Annotated in this window: 15 protein-coding genes; 6 read left to right on the top strand and 9 right to left on the bottom strand. The window is 71.7% G+C overall.

The window, feature by feature from the left end; translation table 11 throughout:
• Positions 1-161 precede the first annotated feature (161 nt).
• Positions 162-743 carry a hypothetical protein gene (locus K8556_RS25140; RefSeq protein WP_223742625.1) on the bottom strand — a complete coding sequence of 194 codons (582 nt, stop codon included), beginning with the start codon at positions 741-743 and terminating at the stop codon, positions 162-164.
• A 114-nt stretch (positions 744-857) separates the two neighbouring features.
• Here K8556_RS25140 and K8556_RS25135 point away from each other — a divergent pair, with 114 nt between their 5' ends.
• Positions 858-3,080 (top strand): serine/threonine-protein kinase, encoded by a 2,223-nt coding sequence (locus tag K8556_RS25135; RefSeq protein WP_223742624.1) that lies wholly within the window; start codon positions 858-860, stop codon positions 3,078-3,080.
• On the opposite strand, the gene K8556_RS25130 is transcribed toward K8556_RS25135, so the two are convergent.
• Positions 3,077-3,409: a rhodanese-like domain-containing protein gene (locus tag K8556_RS25130; protein WP_120566412.1), complete on the bottom strand. Its 333-nt coding sequence runs from the start codon at positions 3,407-3,409 to the stop codon at positions 3,077-3,079. The genes K8556_RS25135 and K8556_RS25130 overlap by 4 nt on opposite strands.
• 101 nt (positions 3,410-3,510) lie before the next feature.
• On the opposite strand from K8556_RS25130, the gene K8556_RS25125 reads away from it, so the two are divergent.
• Positions 3,511-3,894 carry an iron-sulfur cluster assembly accessory protein gene (locus tag K8556_RS25125; RefSeq protein ID WP_223742623.1) on the top strand — a complete coding sequence of 128 codons (384 nt, stop codon included), beginning with the start codon at positions 3,511-3,513 and terminating at the stop codon, positions 3,892-3,894.
• 93 nt (positions 3,895-3,987) lie between these two features.
• Here K8556_RS25125 and K8556_RS25120 read toward each other — a convergent pair whose 3' ends face one another.
• Genes K8556_RS25120 through K8556_RS25110 form a run of 3 tightly spaced genes read right to left on the bottom strand, consistent with a single transcriptional unit; the run spans position 3,988 to position 6,130 of the window.
• Positions 3,988-4,506 (bottom strand): acyl-CoA thioesterase, encoded by a 519-nt coding sequence (locus tag K8556_RS25120; protein WP_223742622.1) that lies wholly within the window; start codon positions 4,504-4,506, stop codon positions 3,988-3,990.
• 36 nt (positions 4,507-4,542) lie between these two features.
• Complete coding sequence (locus tag K8556_RS25115) at positions 4,543-5,298, bottom strand: deoxynucleoside kinase (protein WP_223742621.1); 756 nt, start codon at positions 5,296-5,298, stop codon at positions 4,543-4,545.
• 13 nt (positions 5,299-5,311) lie between these two features.
• On the bottom strand, positions 5,312-6,130 hold the full coding sequence (locus tag K8556_RS25110; RefSeq protein ID WP_223742620.1) for a glycerophosphodiester phosphodiesterase: 819 nt from the start codon (positions 6,128-6,130) through the stop codon (positions 5,312-5,314).
• A gap of 159 nt (positions 6,131-6,289) precedes the next feature.
• Here K8556_RS25110 and K8556_RS25105 point away from each other — a divergent pair, with 159 nt between their 5' ends.
• The 3 genes from K8556_RS25105 to K8556_RS25095 all read left to right on the top strand — a co-directional run bounded on the left by K8556_RS25105 (position 6,290) and on the right by K8556_RS25095 (position 11,527).
• Positions 6,290-7,342 (top strand): hypothetical protein, encoded by a 1,053-nt coding sequence (locus K8556_RS25105; RefSeq protein ID WP_223742619.1) that lies wholly within the window; start codon positions 6,290-6,292, stop codon positions 7,340-7,342.
• 220 nt (positions 7,343-7,562) lie between these two features.
• Positions 7,563-10,562: a serine/threonine protein kinase gene (locus tag K8556_RS25100; protein ID WP_223742618.1), complete on the top strand. Its 3,000-nt coding sequence runs from the start codon at positions 7,563-7,565 to the stop codon at positions 10,560-10,562.
• Between the two features lie 158 nt (positions 10,563-10,720).
• Positions 10,721-11,527 carry a hypothetical protein gene (locus K8556_RS25095; RefSeq protein WP_223742617.1) on the top strand — a complete coding sequence of 269 codons (807 nt, stop codon included), beginning with the start codon at positions 10,721-10,723 and terminating at the stop codon, positions 11,525-11,527.
• A 43-nt stretch (positions 11,528-11,570) separates the two neighbouring features.
• Here K8556_RS25095 and K8556_RS25090 read toward each other — a convergent pair whose 3' ends face one another.
• On the bottom strand, positions 11,571-12,755 hold the full coding sequence (locus tag K8556_RS25090) for a hypothetical protein (RefSeq protein WP_223742616.1): 1,185 nt from the start codon (positions 12,753-12,755) through the stop codon (positions 11,571-11,573).
• Between the two features lie 23 nt (positions 12,756-12,778).
• Positions 12,779-14,341: a hypothetical protein gene (locus tag K8556_RS25085; RefSeq protein WP_223742615.1), complete on the bottom strand. Its 1,563-nt coding sequence runs from the start codon at positions 14,339-14,341 to the stop codon at positions 12,779-12,781.
• 183 nt (positions 14,342-14,524) lie between these two features.
• On the opposite strand from K8556_RS25085, the gene K8556_RS25080 reads away from it, so the two are divergent.
• Positions 14,525-14,896 (top strand): metallothionein, encoded by a 372-nt coding sequence (locus tag K8556_RS25080; protein ID WP_223742614.1) that lies wholly within the window; start codon positions 14,525-14,527, stop codon positions 14,894-14,896.
• A 52-nt stretch (positions 14,897-14,948) separates the two neighbouring features.
• On the opposite strand, the gene K8556_RS25075 is transcribed toward K8556_RS25080, so the two are convergent.
• Together K8556_RS25075 and nadA are read right to left on the bottom strand one after the other, a co-directional pair.
• Positions 14,949-15,560, bottom strand: coding sequence for a zinc-ribbon domain-containing protein (locus K8556_RS25075; protein WP_223742613.1), 612 nt, complete (start codon positions 15,558-15,560; stop codon positions 14,949-14,951).
• An 88-nt stretch (positions 15,561-15,648) separates the two neighbouring features.
• A complete protein-coding gene (gene nadA / locus K8556_RS25070) occupies positions 15,649-16,581 on the bottom strand; it encodes a quinolinate synthase NadA (protein ID WP_223742612.1) in 933 nt (310 codons plus the stop codon).
• Positions 16,582-16,615: the final 34 nt, after the last annotated feature.

The following is a 16,615-nucleotide window of genomic DNA, read 5'->3' as shown; positions in this document are numbered from 1 at the left end:
AACCCCGGTGCCCAGGGGCGCGACGTGCGCTGGTGGACATCCGGAAGCGGCGAGAGGGGCGGATGCCCCGTGACGTGGACGTGACGAGACCCAACCTGGGAAGACTTTTTCCCTCCCGGGGACCCCCAGGGCTGTAACGCCGGACTGTAAGAAGGGCGGTGTTACCGATCAGCGGGCGGGTCCGCCGGCGGGGCGGATCCTTGTTCCGGCGTGGCTTCCGGAGGCGCCTGGGGCAGGGGAGGGATGGGGTGCTCCGGCGTCACGCCGCGCCGCGTGATGGCGTACAGCACCCGCACCAGCAGGAGCCCTCCGGCGAGGATCATCAGGACGCGCCAGACCATGGGTGGAACCGGGGGCTCGCTCACGGTGAAGCGCGCGTGGGCCGCCTTGGGGCGGGTGGTAAGGAAGCGCACGTCCACGTCCCACGCGCCGGCCTCGTCGGGGACGAACTCGGTGCTCCAGCCCACGGCGTCGCGCGTCAGCGTGCGCGTCACCTGGCCCGGTACGCCCTCCCGGGAGAAGGCGACCGTGACGGCGCCCTGGAAGGGAGGCCCCTGGAGGTTTCCCACCGACAAGGTCAGCCGCAGGGGCTCACCGGGGCGGGGGACAGCGGGGGTGAGGACGCCGTTCAACTGGTCCTCCGCGTCCCGCCAGGACAGGGAGAGCAGCTCTCCCTTGCGCTCGACCTTGATCTGATCCGACGCGGGGGCCGCGACGGCATGGAGGGCCAGCAGGCAGGTCATGACGACCCACCCCAGCAAGGCGTCCCTGCGGCTTTGCCTCATGGGCCGACGTCCCCTAAGATGCGCTCCCCTGTCACCCTTCACTGAGCCCGCTCCCCCCGGGGAGTCCCCGGGATGAACCCTCAAGCATTCGGGAAATACCAGCTCCTCAAGAAGCTCGCCACGGGCGGCATGGCCGAAGTCTGGCTTGCGCGTCAGTCCGGAATCGAGGGCTTCCAGAAGGAGCTCGTCGTCAAGCGCATCCTCCCGCACCTCGCGGAGGACCGCGAGTTCGTGGAGATGTTCAAGAACGAGGCGCTGATCGCCGCGCGCTTCAACCACCCGAACATCGCGCAGGTCTACGAATTCGGCGAGGCCAACGGCACCTATTACATCGCCATGGAGTTCATCCACGGCGAGGACCTGGGCCGGGTCATGCGCAAGGCCAGCGGGATGAACCAGTGGATCGCCCGTCCGCTGGCCATCCGCATCGTCGCGTCCGCGTGCGAGGGCCTCTACTACGCGCACAGCCGCACGGATGACCGCGGCCAGCCGCTCAACGTGGTGCACCGCGACATCAGCCCGCAGAACATCCTGATCAGCTTCGATGGTTCGGTGAAGCTGGTGGACTTCGGCATCGCGAAGGCGGCGGACCAGGCTTCGATGACGAAGTCCGGCGCCATCAAGGGCAAGTTCGCGTACATGGCGCCCGAGCAGGCCGCGGGCAAGCACCTGGACCGGCGCGCGGACATCTTCGCCATCGGCCTGGTGCTGTACGAGATGCTCACCGGGCACCGGCCGCTCAAGAAGGACTCGGAGCTGGCCACGCTGCAGGCGGCCATGGAGTGCGCCATCCCGTCCCCGTCCGAGGTGGCCGACGTGCCCCGGGACATGGACCACGTGGTGATGCGCGCCCTGGCCAAGAGCGCGGATGACCGCTACGACAACGCGCGCGAGTTCCAGACGGCGCTGGAGGAGCTGCTCGTCAACGAGCGCTGGCTCGTCACCTCCGGACAGATTTCGGAGCTGATGAAGACGCTCTTCGCGGAGCGCCTGGAGGAGGAGCTGCGGCAGGGCCAGTTCGTGCCCGTGGGCGAGGACTCCAACACCTCGCCGCCCCGGCCGCCCCCGGACATGAGCTGGGAGGCCCCGCCGGGCGAGTCGCAGTCGCGCGAGCGCTCGCGAGGCAACGCCACCCGCACGGGCACCGCGCCCCGCCGCGCCACGGGCATGTCGCCCGCGCTGGCGGAGGACCCGAACGAGTACGACGCGCCGTCGCTCACCGGCGTGGAGCCGCAGCCCCGGCGCCGCTCCAGCGTGTCGGAGCCGGCGGTCCGGCGCGGCACGTCCACCAGCAACCCGAACGCGACGCAGATCGCCCGCACCAACTCGCGCTCGGACCTGCGCAGCCAGTCCATGGACGACGTCCCGCCGCCCCGGCGCACGGCGTCTCGCGCGGTGCCGGTGTCGGAGCCGCCCATGCGTTCGCGCTCGGGCGTGCACCGCATGGACCTGGAGGACGACGAGCGCACGCGCCTGCCGCCTCCGGACGATGATCCGGAGACGGAGCCCGCGCCCGCGCCGCCGCCCCCGCGCCGCCGCACCAGCACCAGCCAGTCCGCCGTGGAGCCGCCGCGCCGCCGCACCTCCAGCCGCGTGGACGCCCCGCGCCCGCGCCCGGTGGCCCCGCCGGTGGACGACGAGGACTCCGGCGAGCGCCGTCCGTCCCGCTCCAGCGCCCCCGCGCTGCCGGAGCCGGTGAGGCCCCGGGGCGGCAGCGTGCGCGCCCTGGTGACGGTGGGCCTCGTGGTGGGCCTGCTCGCCATGGTCGTGCTCTTCCGCGAACCCATCATGCTGGCGCTCACGTCCAAGGCCGCGGACGCGCAGGGCGTGTGGCTCACGGTGAACACCAACCAGCCGGTGAAGGTGTCCGTGCGGCACACGGAGCGCTGCAACAGCCCGGAGCCGGTGACGTTCCTGGGCACCGCGCCGCTCACGCGCGTGCAGGGCGCGCACCTGCAGGACACGCTCATCCTGGAGAACGACGCCCAGGGCATCTACCTGGAGGACTCGGAGGAACTCGCGTTCGGCCAGCCCGGCGAGCTGAAGACCTTCGAGCGCAGCTTCAAGGAGGGCACCCTCAAGCTGAAGATCACCCCCAAGGGGATGACCCCGGGCCTGACGGTGTACCGGAACAACCAGATGATGGGCAGCGCCGGCACCACGCTCAAGCTGATGGAGGGCAAGCAGCGCCTGGAGCTGCGCGGCAAGCAGCTCAAGGAGCCCGTCGCCTTCGAGGCCACCATCAAGGCCGACGAGACGACGGACCTGCCGTTGGACCTGGCCTCCGCGCTCTAGTAGCGCGGCAGGGCGGGGTCCACGGTGCGCGAGTACAAATCGATGCCGCCCTGGAGCGACACGGCCTCCAGGCCCCGGTCGATGAGGTACGCGGCGCCGTCCAGGCTGCGCACCCCGTGGTGGCAGTAGACGACCACGGGGCGGCCCCGGAAGGACTCCAGTTGCTCGTGGAAGTCCTCCAGCTCCGGCAGGGGCATCAGCACCGAGCCGGGCAGGGCCACCCACTCGTGCTCGTGCGGGAAGCGCACGTCCACCAGCACGGGGCGTGACTCGGGAGGGCCGGCCAGGCGCCGGGCCAGCTCGGCGGGGGTGATTTCGGGGATGGGCATGGGGGTTATCTTCTGTTGAGCCGGGAAGGGGCCCGTCAGGTCCCTTGGCTTTTCGGGCGCCAGGGCGTTATGAGGCGCCGTCTACGAGGAGATTGAAGCACATGGATACTTCTACCGCCGTCGCCGGCACCACGCCGGCCTCCCAGCCCGCCGCCTCCGCGCCCGTCGTCCTGACGGCCGCCGCCATCGCCCAGGTGAAGACGGTCATCCAGGCCCAGGGCTTCCAGGGCTACTTCTTCTCCATCCGCGTGGTGCCCTCCGGCTGCAGCGGCCTGGGGTACGACCTGAACCTCGTCAAGGAGACGAAGGCCGGCGACCAGACCTGGGAGCAGGACGGCGTCACCATCGCCACCGACGCGCTGAGCGCCCAGTACCTCTCGGGCACGCACATCGACTACGTCACCAGCATCACCGGCGCGGGCTTCAAGTTCGAGAACCCCAACGCCAAGTCGTCCTGCGGCTGCGGGACGTCCTTCACCACCTGAGCCGCTGTCCGTCGCTTCAGGGGTGAGGAGGGGCCGGGATGGGACGCCAGGCAGGCGTGCCCCCGGCCCTTCGTGCGTCCAGGCTCCGGAGCCTCAGGCGCCGGCCACGGGCTTCATCACCTTCATCCAGTTCTGCTCCCCCTGGCCGCGGTTGCGGCGCTGGGCGCGGCGGGCCTCGGCCTCCTGGAAGGCCTGGCGCTCCGCGTCCGACTCCAGGAGCAGCGGCGGCACCGGCACGCCCTTGCCGTCCTGGCCCTGCGCCACGAAGGTGAGCAGCGCGCTGGTGGTGAGGTGCCGCTCACCGGTGAGCGGGTTCTCCGCGTGCACGGTGACGCCCACCTCCAGCGAGGTGCGGAACGCCGCGAGCACGCGCGCGTGCAGGAGGGCAATCCAGCCCACGCGGATGGGGGCGTGGAAGTGCAGGTCGTCCATGGACGCCGTCACCACGACCTGACGGCAGTGGCGCTGGGCGGCCACGGCGCCGCAGATGTCGATCCACTGCATCACCTTCCCGCCGAACGCGGCGTTCAGGTTGTTGGCGTCCGGAGGGAGGATGAGCTGCGTCATCACCACTTCGGAGTCGCGCGGGCTCTTGGGGCTGAGGTCGTGCATGGCGCGACGGAGCGTCGCACGAGAGTTGGTACGGCGTCAGGCCAGGAATGCGGAGACGCGGTCCATGAACTCGTCGCGGCCCGCGCCCTTGCGGATGTCCGACTTGGAGACGTCCACCACCAGGCACTCCACGCCGTACTTCTCCTGGAGCACCTGGGGGAAGCCCGCGTAGTAGCCGTTGAGGCCCTTGAGGAAGGGCCGCCCGATGCCCTTCTCCTCCGCGCGGCCGCGCGTGCGGATGCGCTGGAGCAGCACCTCCTCCGACGGCACGTCGAAGCAGATGACCTTGTCCGGCCGCACGATGTGGCGCGACAGGCGCTGGAAGTACTCGTAGTACAGGTCCAGCTCCGCGTTCGTCATGTGCCCCAGGCCGTGCAGGTACTTGGCGAAGATTTCGGGGTCTTCATACAGCGTGCGGTCCTGCACGCAGCTCTTCCTGACGGAGTGGATGAGCTCGTGGTGCTCCACGCGCCGGATGAGGAACTCCAACTGCAGCGTGAACGACCACCGCGTCATGTCGCCGTAGTAGTCACGCAGGAAGCGGTTGTCGATGACGGGCTCGTCGAAGAGCTCGAAGCCGAAGCCCTGGCTGATGAGCTTCGCGGCCGTCGTCTTGCCCGCGCCGATGTTGCCCGCGAGCGCCACGAAGCGCTTGGCGCGCGGCACCTTCACCTTGAGCTTGAGGGCGTTGCGAGCGGGCTTCTTTGCGGCGTCGGCCGGAGGCGGCGCCTGGGTCGAGGGCGGCTCGGTGCGGGACGTCGCCGGACGCGCGCGGGCGGTGGAGCGGGGCATGGAGCCCGGAGGCTTAACCCGGCTTTCCAGAGGCGTCCATTCGCTGGCGGAGCAGGTCCGGCCGGTCGGTCATGATGCCGCCGATGCCCTCCGCGAGGAGCCGGTCCATCTCCGCCGGATCATCCACGGTCCACACGTTGATCCACTTGCCGCGCTCGGCCGCGGCCTTGAGCAGCACGTCGTCCACCAGCCGCACCTCGCCGAAATACAGCGGCATGTCGAGCACGCGGTAGCGCGCGTCCTCCGGCGGCGTCTCGCCCGCCTTGAGCGCCAGGACGAACGCGGCCAGCGCGTCGCGCGGGTAGAAGTGGCATGCGTCGGGAAGTTCTTCGTACAGCCGCTCCGCGATGACGTCCTGCTCGCTGCCCAGGCACACGCGGCCCAGGGCCGCCTCCTCGGTCAGCAGGCGGGCGAGCACGCCCTCCGCGCCCGGCACGTCCGGCTTGAGCTCCACGTTGAGGCGCAGGGCCGGGAAGGCGCGCAGCACCTCGCGCAGCGTGGGCAGGCGCACGCCCTGGCCGCGGAAGGGGAAGGTGCGGCCCTCGTCCGGCGTGAAGCGGTAGCCCGCGTCCAGCTTGCGCAGCTCCGCCAGCGTCAGCGCCGCGAGCGGACCCTCTCCGTCGGTGCAGCGCTCCAGCGTGTCGTCGTGCGCGACGATGACCTCGCCGTCGCGCGACAGGTGCACGTCCAGTTCCAGCATGTCCGTGCGGTGCGTGTGGACGGCGCGCTGGAAGGCCTCCAGCGTGTTCTCCGGCGCGAGCAGCGCCCCGCCGCGATGCGCGATGTGGAGCGTGGGCTTCAGCCCATGGAGAAACATGTCGCGCGGCAGCATGATCCACCTATTCCTGAATTGACGACGATGTCACGGACAGGGCCTCGGTCCGTTCCTTGCCGGCCCTGGTGAGCCACCGGTATAAGGGCCTGAATCCTCAGCCCGACCGGCGTCGGACTTCAACCACCTCGGCGCCTCTCACCCCCCGGAGAATTACAAATGGAACTGCGCACGAAGCTGGGCGCTGCGGCCCTCCTGGCCGCAGCGGCGATGGCCACCGCGGCCGGCTGTGGCGGCCGTGACGATGAGAACCCCACGCCCACTCCCGACGCCGGCTGCACGGGCGTCTGCAGCACCGACGCGGGCTCTGACGCGGGCACCACCGACGCGGGCTCTGACGCGGGCTCTGACGCGGGCACGGCGGGGCAGATCGCCGCGACGCGCAAGCTGCCGTTCAACACCAAGACGACGCTGCGCGACGTGGTCGTCACCGACGTCGACTACGAGAAGCTGGGCAACGACGGGAAGCAGTGGCGCTCGTTCTTCTGGGTGACGGATCCGGCCTTCCCGAAGGAAGGCCTCTACATCAGCAAGTTCTACGATGACGTGCCGGATACGTATCGCCCGCAGCCCGGCAACAAGATCGACATCGAGGGCTTCTTCGGCACCGAGCCGAACTTCCAGCCGTTCAGCGGCCGCCGTCACCACCTGGCGAACGACTACCGCAACGGCCTGAAGCTCACCATCACCGTGAAGTCCGACGCGGGCGTGGACGCCCGGCCGGCCGCCAACGAGGTGACGGTGGCGGACCTGCAGGCGTCGCTGGATGCGCCCCAGAACGCCGCGTCCTACCTGGGCACGCGCGTTCACCTGGCGGGTCCGCTCACGCTGACCAACCCGCAGCCCACCCAGTTCCAGCGCCTGGACAACGAGGACGCGGGCACCCTCTATTACGGCTTCGAGGTCACGGGCGGCATCCTCGTCTACCACGACAAGACCCGCTCCCGGACCTTCAGCGACGGCGGTACGTTCGAGGGCTGCGACTACCAGAAGGCGGCCCTGGATGGCGGCGCGGTGACGTTCCCCAACGGCATCAGCGGCGTCTGGGACACCTACACCTTCGCGCCCTGCACCAACGGCAGCTCCGACATCACCGGCTGCGGCAACAACCTCTCCGACAGCGGCGTGCCGGGCACCGACCAGCGCTACACCTACACCATCATCCCGCAGGGCTGCGCGGACCTGCCGGGCGAAGTGGCGGCTCCGGAGTAATCCGCCTTCCGCCTGACGCTTTTCCCCGTCCGCCTCCCAGGGCTTCGTGCCCTGGGGGGCGGTCGTGTTTCAGGGGCTGGAGCCCGAAAGTTCGCGTGCTCCGCCGGGCCTGCCTAGAGTCCGGCGCCGGGCGGGTCGGACGGCTCCCCCCGGGGCGGGAATGCAGGTAGGCTCCGGACACGCTTCAAAGTTCCACCCGCGGCCCACACCTTCCACGTCCTTGAGCTCGCCCCAGACGGCCACCCCGTTCGGCAAATACCTGCTCATCAAGCGCCTCGCGCTGGGCGGGATGGCGGAGCTGTTCCTGGCGCACAAGCCGCCGGACCCCACGCTGGTGGTCATCAAGCGGATCCTCCCGTACCTCTCCGAGGAGCCGGAGTTCGTCCAGATGTTCCTGGACGAGGCGCGCATCGCCGCCCAGCTCCACCACCCCAACATCGTGCAGGTGCACGAGCTGGGGAAGGAGGGGGACAACATCTTCATCTGCATGGAGTACGTGGAGGGCGTGGACCTGCGCCGCGTGCTCGCGGAGGAGTTCAAGTTCGGCGCCTCCATGCCGTACGGGGTCGCGGCGAAGATCTGCGCGGCCATCGCCGCGGGCCTGGACCACGCGCACTTCAGCCGGGGCGTGGATGGGCGCCCGCTGGAGCTGATCCACCGGGACGTCTCTCCGCAGAACGTGATGATTTCGTACGACGGGCGCGTGAAGCTCGTCGACTTCGGCATCGCCAAGGCCGGCGCGTTCATGGAGCGCAGCAAGCCGGGCGTCATCAAGGGGAAGTTCCTCTACCTCTCCCCCGAGCAGATCCTGCAGGAGCGGTTGGACCACCGGGCGGACATCTACGCGCTGGGGGTGATGCTCTACGAAATCACCACCGGCAAGCAGCCGTTCCACCGCGCCACCACGGAAGGCATCCTCTACGCCATCCGCTACGAGGAGCCGCCTCCGCCGCACCTGGTGCGCCCGGACTACCCGGAGGCGCTGTCGCGCATCGTGATGCGGTGCCTGGTGAAGGACCGCACCCAGCGCTACCAGCGGGCCTCCGACGTGCGTGACGACCTGGAGGCGTTCCTCGCGTCCGGCGTGCTCCGGCAGAGCCTGGACGTGGCGCAGTACATCGCGCGGCTGCTGGGGGAGAAGGAGGAGCGCACGGTGCTCCACATCCCCCCGGCGAAGCGCGCGGGCCGGCACGAAGCGACCCTGCCGCTGCCGCCCCTGCGCACGCCGCTGCCGCCTCCGGTGCCCGACCTGCCGGAGGACACCGCCGCGCGCACGCTGCCCCTGGCTGACGCGGAGGACACCGCCGCGCGCACGCTGCCCCTCACGGAGGACACATCGTCGCGCACGTCTCCGCTGGACGAGGACACGGGCGCGCGCACCCTGCCGCTGGGCGGGACGGCGTCGCCGCCGCGGGGGCCCTCGGCGCTGACGCCCGTGGGGCTGGTGGCCCGGCCTCCCGCGCGCAGGCCCACGGCGGAGGCCGCGGCGCTGCGTGCCTGGGACGCGGAGGAAGGGGAGCCGGAGACGCAGATGGCGCGTCCGCGCGACCTGCCCTTGGGCGACGACGACGATGACGGCGAGTCCACCGCGGTCGGGACGATGCCCGGTGCTCCCTCGCCGCGCCGCCACCTGGAGCCTGTGTTCGAGGCGGAGGCCTGGGACGAGGAGGAGGCGGAGGAGGACGACGACGAGGGTGACTCCACCGTGCCCCTGCGCGCGCGCCGTCCCCGGCCCGTCGCGCCCACGCCCGCACCGGCGCGGCGCGGCCCTCCGGAGGTGACCGCGCGCTCCGGGCCTTCGGGCGAGCGGGGTGGGGGAGACCGTTCGCGGCGTCCGTCGTCTGGCGTGGCCATGCCTCGCGGGGCGGGCGCCGGGGATGATCCGTTCGCGCCCTCACCGCGTCGCACGCCGGAGGGACGCGCTACGACGCCGCCACCGGGCCCGCGCCGGTCGGGCATGGCGTCCGCCAACGACGGCCGGTCTGATCCGCTGGCCTCCGGTCCCCGGCGCATGGGGGACGATGGCCGGTCTGATCCGCTGGCGTCGGGTTCCCGGCGCATGGGGGACGACGGCCGCTCCGACCCGGTGGCCTCCGGTCCCCGGCGCATGGGCGACGACGGCCGCTCCGAGCCCTTGTCCTCCGGTCCTCGCCGAATGGGCGACGATGGCCGCTCCGACCCGGTGGCCTCCGGTCCCCGGCGCATGGGGGACGATGGCCGCGTGTCGCAGCCTCCGGGCCCGCGCCGGGGCGCCTCCGCTTCCAGCGACGCGAACCGTTCGGCCCCGTCCGGAACTCCGGGGGCTCGCAACGTCCGCCCGCCTCCGCGGCCGTCCCTCGAGGACGACGAACGCTTCAACACCGACCCCGGACCCTCCGGGATAAGCCTCACGGACCCGACGCCCGTCACGACCGGGGACCCGGACGACGACGAGTCCACCGTCGGGTTCCAGGCGCCGCGAAGGCCGCCGCCCCGGCGGGCCGTGCGCGCCCCCGTCGACGAGGACGAGGCCTACGACGACGAGGGGCCCGACACGCTCGACGCCTCCCGTTCGCCCCGGCGCTCGCGCACGCTGCTGGTGGTGGCGGGCGTGGCGCTCGTGGCCGTGCTGGCCCTGGGGCTCGCGTGGATGATGGGCCTCTTCGGTCCGGAAGCGCAGGCGCCTCCCGCGCCCATGAAGGGGCCTCCAGTGGGAGGCCCGGCGCGGCCCGGTCCCCAGGGAACCGCCCCCGTGAAGGCGCCCTCGCCACCCGCTCCTGTTCCGGCCGAGTCCGCGCCGCCGAAGCCCGCTGAACCCACCCTCGCGGACTCCTCCGCGCGGCAGCCCGCGGAGCCCGCTCTCGCGGACTCCTCCGCGCGGCAGCCCGTAGCACCCGCCCTCGCGGACACCTCCGCGAGCCCGTTGGACGCGGGACTCACGCTGGCCGCCGCGGGCACCGATGCCGCGGCCCCTCCGCCCGTGGAGACGGCGACCCCGGTCGAGCCCCCACCCCCCGCCACCGTGGAGGTCCGCTTCGACGCCCCGGCGCGCACCGTGCTCGGCCGGCCGGGGGGCGGAAAGCTGCCCATCAACCAGGTGGTCGCCCTGGCTCCCGGCCCGCTTCGCGTCCAGTACACCTGCCCGGGAAAGCGTGCACCTCGGGGTATCGAGACCTACAACGTCCGACCTGTAACCGGGGAACTCCAGACGCTCCGGGTCCCATGCCGCAGGCGACGCTAATTGGCACGGCGACTTACGCGTATGCGGCATCCGCACCCCCCGGAGGACACGTAGGACCGGGTAAGCTTGAGTGCCCTTAAGTCGTTGGAATTCCTTGGCTTTCCACCAAGCGGGCGCGTTTACACATGTCAGAGGGGTCCGTAGACTCCGGCCCCTCTATGGCTCGCGCGAAGAAGCAGAAGAACATCAACCGACAGAGGACCTACCCCGCGGGGAGGGTGGCCCGGCAGCTCCCGGTCGCCCCAGAGCCCAACCGACTGGTGAAGGTGTGGCGGCGCGTGTTGGAGCGCCGGCTGCGCACGCGGCTGCGGGGGAAGGTGGCGGTGGAGATCCACGACAACACCCACACGATGCTGACGTTCCAACGCCAGCGGGCGCTGTGGCGGCTGAGGCTGCACCACATGTTCCTGGCGGCGCCGGACGAGGTGCTCCAGGCGCTCGCGAGCTTCGTGCGCAAGGGGGACCCGGACGCCAGCGCGCTCCTGGACCGCTACATCGAGCGCAACCGCATCTTCATCCGCCGGCTGTCCCCGGCGCAGATGCGCAAGCGGCTGCGGCTGTCCCCGGTGGGGCGCTACCACGACCTGGGCCGCATCTATGAGCGGCTCAACGAGCGCTACTTCCAGAGCCGCATCGACGCGGCCATCACCTACGGGCCGGCGCCCCGGGTGAAGGGGCCTCGCAAGAGCATCAAGATGGGCTCGTACTCGGCGGACTCGAAGGTCATCCGCATCCACCCGGCGTTGGATCAGCCGCTGGTGCCCCGGTACTTCGTGGAGTGGATCGTCTTCCACGAGATGCTGCACCACGTCTACCGCGCCCGCCGGGGCGAGGACGGCCGGCGCTGCATCCACCCGCCGGAGCTGATGGAGCACGAGAAGCGCTTCCACGACTACCAGCGGGCGCTCGCCTGGGAGCGGGAGAACCTGGACCTGCTCCTGTGCGCCCGCACGGAGCCGGCCTGAGGTCCACGGGCCCGCTCCCGGGGCGTCCGGGACGCGGGCCCTCTCAGGGCAGGATGAGGCCGCCGGGGCTGCGCCGCTCGCCCGTGGGGGTGACAGGAGGCGCTTCGGAGCCCGGGGCGCCCTGCGCCGCCTGGGCCTGGGCACCCGCCGCGGCCAGGACCACCACCTTGGCGAAGAGCGTCTCCGCGAAGAGCGAGAAGGGCGCGTCGAGCCCGTGGAAGAGGCGCCGCGCCTCTCCCCGGGCGATGTCCGCCTGCAGGGCCCTCCCGGTCGCGTCGAAGAAGGCCGCCATGCGCCACAGGCGGCGCGCGTAGCGCTGGCGCACCTCCGGGGTGAAGAAGGCCTTCGCCGCGTCCAGCACCTTCTGCCGCACCTGCTCCTGGCGCTGGGGCCCGCTCAACGCCAGCGGGCTTCCGGCCAGCGCCTGCACCTGCTCCATCAGGCCGCGCACCTCCGCGTCGGGCGGCATCCACTCGGCGATCTCCGGCGTCGCGTGGAGCTGATCGCCCTCCAGGGCGCGGCGCACGTCGTCGGGCTCGGGGGCGGGGAGGGGCTCGGGCTCCTGGGGCTGGACGCCGTGGTGGCGCAGCGCGGCCTCCAGGTCCGGCGGGAAGGGCGTGCGGGTGCGCAGGTTGAGGGCCGCCGCCTCGGCGAGCAGCCGGGCCCCCTCCTCGCGGGAGACCTCCATGCCGAAGCCGTTCTTCAGCCCGTGCTTGAGGATGCGGCGGAGGTCCCCGCGGCTCTGCTCGGTGCGCGAGAGCTCCAGCACGCCCTGCTCATCCGACGCGATGACCTGGAGCAGCTCCACGCCGCCGCGCACCACGCGCGTGAGCAGCAGGCCGTACTGCCCCGCCGAGGACACCACGGTCACCAGCGTGGGCAGCGTCTCCGGGGCCGGAGCCGGGGGCGCCTCCCGGGGGGCCTCCGGCGGGGTGACGCCGCGCGAGCGCAGCCGGTAGAGCGCCTTCTTCGCGGCCTTGGCCAGCGGCCTCACCGACGAGGCGGACAGGGCCTCCGGCAGCGCCACCTGGCCCGCCAGCACGGCGGCCTCCAGCACCGCGCCCGCCAGGGCCTCGGGCAGGGCCTCCACGGCCGCGGGGGTCGCCGAGCCCACGTCGTCCGCGAGCCCCCGGGCCCGCGCGACGTCCGCCTCCGGGAAGGCGGGCAGGGGCGCGCCGGCGCGCAACGCATCCAGCAGGGGACGGGGCTCGGTGGAGGCAGGGCTCATGCACCGGGTTTCTACTTCACGCCCTACCGCCGCCGCACCAGCCAGCTCCCTCCGCTCTGTCCCACGATGACCAGTTCCGACTGGAGCCGCGCGCCGAAGACGCGCGACGGATGCGCCCCGCGCACCAGGAAGTGGTCGTACCAACGGCCCTGCGTCGCGTAGTCCATCTCCTGCGGCCGCCACTCGGAAGGGAAGGTGGGCGGCACCTCCCCCCGGTAGCGCAGCGGCGAGTGGGGCGTGGTGGCGAAGGTGAAGTTGGGCACCCCGCCGCGCTCGCGCGCCACCACCGCCGCGGCGTGGATGAAGACGGGGAAGCGCACCACGCTGGAGCGCGGGTCGAACACCAGCCCCATCACCTTCGGCCGGTTCGCGGCCAGCTCGGACAGCGCCTCCAGCTCCCGGGCCTCCTGGGAGAAGCGCTGGAAGCCGCGCCCCATCACGAACGCCAGCAGCAGCGCGCTCGCCGCCGCCGTCAGCCCCAGCGGCCGCCGCCAGTCCGCGCGCGCGGCCGGCACGCTCGCCACCAGCAGCGCCGCGGCCAGGTGCGCGTAGCGCGTGTTGAGGTAGTAGACGTACCCCCGGATGTCGAAGGGCAGCAGGAAGTACAGCGCCAGCGCCAGCACGCCCAGCCCCAGCAGCCGCCAGCGCGCCACCCGCCCCTCGCGGCGCGTCCCCGGCGCCACCAGGCCCAGCACCCAGCCCGCCACCGCCACCGCGCCCACCGCGTACAGCGGCCAGCGGTCCGAGCCGTCGTGGAACGTGTTGGCGAGCACCTGGAAGAACTCCGCGCGGTTCTGCTCGAAGCCCTTCCACGCCAGGTTCTGCGGCGAGAACGTGGGCCCCCACGCCTTCCACGGCGCGCCCGGCTGGATGTCCGGCGGGTTGCCGAACCGCAGCACCACCCACGACAGGAACAGCGCCACGCCGGGCACCACGCCCAGCAGCGCCGGCACGCGCGGCCGCAGCCGGGCGACAAGGCCCTTCGCCGCCGCGTCCTCCGGCACCGGCGTGGTGAGGAGCAGCCACGGCAGCCCGAACGCCAGGAACCCGAAGGCCTGCACGTGGAAGAGCAGCACCGCCACCAGGCACGCCGCCAGCCCCACGCCCCAGCGCGCGCGGCGCGGCGCGTCCGTCAGCGTCCGCACGAAGAGGCCGCAGCACACGAGCGTCAGCGGCAGGGCCGCCAGGTAGTTGATGAAGCCCCAGCCGAAGCTGTCTCCGTACGCGAGCGGCAGCGTGAGCAGCGCGGGCCATGACGGCCGGCCCAGGCCGCGCAGGAGGAAGGCCATGCCCAGCGGCATCCCCACCACGTACGCGGTGAGGAAGACGCGGTTGGCCAGCTCCAGCGGCAACAGCCAGTTGAGCGCGCTGACGAGGTAGTAGTAGCCCAGGTACGGCGTCAGCTCGTGCCGCGCCGCGAACAGCGTGGGGTAGAGCGTCGTCGGGTCGTCCAGCCGGTGCAGCACCGAGATGAGGTACAGGTGCTGCGGCAGGTCCACCATGGGCAGCAGGCGCGACACCCAGAGCGGGAGCGCCCCCAGGACGAGCGCGGCGACAAAGGCGATGCGGGCGGTTCGGTTCGTCACGGGCAGGAGGGCGCGGACTGTACGCGTCCACCCCCGCGCCGGGCGAGCGCACCGTCCGCTCCGTTGAAGGGTAGGCAAAGGTGCGTGCCAATGCCTTGGCAGGGGGAATGCCCTGCGCTATAGGCCGGAGCGGCGGACGCCTCCCCCCAAGTCTTCCCCGGGCCTTCGCCAAGGAGAGCGGACATGGCACGCAGCGCGACGTTGATGACCGCGGGTTTGCTGCTGGGAGGCCTCTGGCTCCTGCCCGCCAGCGCCCACGCCTGCGAGGCCCACGCGAAGGCGGCCGCCTCCAAGGGCACCGCGCCCCGGACGCCGGCCCCGGAGGCCCGGAAGGACGACGCGCCGCGCCCGCTGGAGGAGATGGATCAACTGCTGACGGCGAAGTGCTCCTGCGGCAGCAAGGCGGACTGCACCTGCAAGCGCGGCAAGTGCGAGTGCTCCAAGTGCTCGGGCCGTCATGCGCCGCGCCAGGTGACGGACGCGCTGCGTGGCCGCCCCGCCACGCAGGAGCTCCAGGAGGCGCGCAACGACGCCTCCGCCGGCATCTTCATCTGAAACGAAGAGGGGGCCCGTGGAAGGGCCCCCTTGGGAACGGCAGCGGGGTGGCTCAGGCCGCCGGGCTGGTGGGACGTCCGCGCGCAGCGGGGGCTCCGCCCTCGGCCACGAGCACCGGCCAGCCTCGCGCCATGGCCTCGCGGAAGAAGGCCGCCAGCTCGTGCCGGCTGCTGTTCACCGCGCCCTGGAACGGGTCGATGAGGGCCTCCTCGCCCAGGCTCTGCTGCGAGGACAACTGCACCGGGTGGCCGCAGCGCTCGCAGCGGATGGACACCTGACGCACCAGGGCCACCGGCACCGCGTAGCGGGCGCTGCACTCGCCGCACTTCCACACCAGCGCGCGCTCGCCGGCCTCCAGGCGGGCCATGTGCTCCAGCTCATCCGCCAGGCGCAGCAGCGCCGGCAGGTCCTGGGGCGGCTGGGCGAAGATGGCGCTCGCGCCAAAGCCCTTGCCCGGCGAGCCCAGGGCCGGGGGACGGTCCGCCTGGAGCAGGGCGCGCAGGCGGTCGCGGGCCTTCAGGTCGCGGAACTCGGCGCCAGCGAGGGCGCGCTCCACCGCCTCGTGCACCGGCGGCAGGTCCGGCTCGAGGCGCTCGTCGTCCGGCAGGGTCTTGGGGAAGTCCACCAGCCGGTGGGCGGGAAGTGCGAGAAATCGGAAGGCCACGTCCCTTCCATGGCACTTGGGCCCGCCATCCGCAAGACGCGAGTTGCCAAACGTGGGACGCGGGCGACAGTCCCGAGTCCCGCGCCTTTCAGACCGACCACTCCAGCATGCGCTGCAGGGGGGCCAGCGCCGCGTGCTGCAGGTCCGCCGGCAGCACCAGCTCCGGCGTCCTGTCCCGCATGCAGCGGTAGAGCTTCTCCAGCGTGTTGAGGCGCATGTACGGGCACTCGTTGCACGCGCACCCGTTGTCCGGCGGCGCCGGGATGTACGTCTTGTCCGGCGCGGCCTTCTTCATCTGGTGGAGGATGCCGGCCTCCGTCACCACGATGAACTTCTTCTTCGGGCTCTTCACCACGTAATCCAGGATGGCCTTGGTGGAGCCGATGAAGTCCGCGTGCCGCAGCACCTGCTGCTCGCACTCCGGGTGGGCCACCACCTCCGCGTCCGGGTGCTCCACCTTCAGCCCCACGAGCTTCTTCTCGCTGAAGATTTCGTGGACGATGCAGCTCCCCGGCCACAGCACCATGTCGCGGCCCGTCTGCTTCATCACGTGCCGGCCCAGGTGTTGATCCGGCGCGAAGAGGATGGGGCGGTCCTTCGGAATCTGGTTCACGATGCGTACGGCGTTGGAGGACGTGCAGATGACGTCGCTCATCGCCTTCACCGCGGCGGAGCTGTTCACGTACGACACCACGAAGGCGTCCGGGTGTTTGTCCTTGAACGCCTTGAAGGCCGCGGGCGGGCACCGGTCCGACAGGGAGCAGCCGGCCTTGAGGTCCGGGAGCAGCACCTGTCGGCTGGGATTCAGAATCTTGGCGGTCTCCGCCATGAAGTGCACACCGCAGAAAACGATGACGTCCGCCTCCGTCCGCGCCGCGGCCTGCGCGAGCGCCAGGCTGTCACCGACGAAGTCGGCCACGTCCTGCACCTCGCTCTCCTGGTAGTAGTGCGCCAGGATGACCGCGTTCATGGAGCGCTTCAGCTCCCGGATGCCGGCCTCGTAATCCACCGTCTCGCCCATGGGGGGCCTCCTCGTCGCCCGCGCATTCTGTAAC

Origin of the sequence: Corallococcus sp. AS-1-12, from assembly GCF_020036995.1 — a bacterium.
In the GTDB taxonomy this organism is placed as follows: Bacteria; Myxococcota; Myxococcia; order Myxococcales; family Myxococcaceae; genus Corallococcus.
Note: the sequence above shows the minus strand (reverse complement) of the source record. Positions and strands in the feature narration are given on the sequence as shown.

Coding starts and splice junctions, on each gene's coding strand:
- K8556_RS25140 (WP_223742625.1), bottom strand. CDS start 743: ATGACCTGCCTGCTGGCCCTCCATGCCGTCGCGGCCCCCGCGTCGGAT.
- K8556_RS25135 (WP_223742624.1), top strand. CDS start 858: ATGAACCCTCAAGCATTCGGGAAATACCAGCTCCTCAAGAAGCTCGCC.
- K8556_RS25130 (WP_120566412.1), bottom strand. CDS start 3,409: ATGCCCATCCCCGAAATCACCCCCGCCGAGCTGGCCCGGCGCCTGGCC.
- K8556_RS25125 (WP_223742623.1), top strand. CDS start 3,511: ATGGATACTTCTACCGCCGTCGCCGGCACCACGCCGGCCTCCCAGCCC.
- K8556_RS25120 (WP_223742622.1), bottom strand. CDS start 4,506: ATGCACGACCTCAGCCCCAAGAGCCCGCGCGACTCCGAAGTGGTGATG.
- K8556_RS25115 (WP_223742621.1), bottom strand. CDS start 5,298: ATGCCCCGCTCCACCGCCCGCGCGCGTCCGGCGACGTCCCGCACCGAG.
- K8556_RS25110 (WP_223742620.1), bottom strand. CDS start 6,130: ATGCTGCCGCGCGACATGTTTCTCCATGGGCTGAAGCCCACGCTCCAC.
- K8556_RS25105 (WP_223742619.1), top strand. CDS start 6,290: ATGGAACTGCGCACGAAGCTGGGCGCTGCGGCCCTCCTGGCCGCAGCG.
- K8556_RS25095 (WP_223742617.1), top strand. CDS start 10,721: ATGGCTCGCGCGAAGAAGCAGAAGAACATCAACCGACAGAGGACCTAC.
- K8556_RS25090 (WP_223742616.1), bottom strand. CDS start 12,755: ATGAGCCCTGCCTCCACCGAGCCCCGTCCCCTGCTGGATGCGTTGCGC.
- K8556_RS25080 (WP_223742614.1), top strand. CDS start 14,525: ATGGCACGCAGCGCGACGTTGATGACCGCGGGTTTGCTGCTGGGAGGC.
- nadA (WP_223742612.1), bottom strand. CDS start 16,581: ATGGGCGAGACGGTGGATTACGAGGCCGGCATCCGGGAGCTGAAGCGC.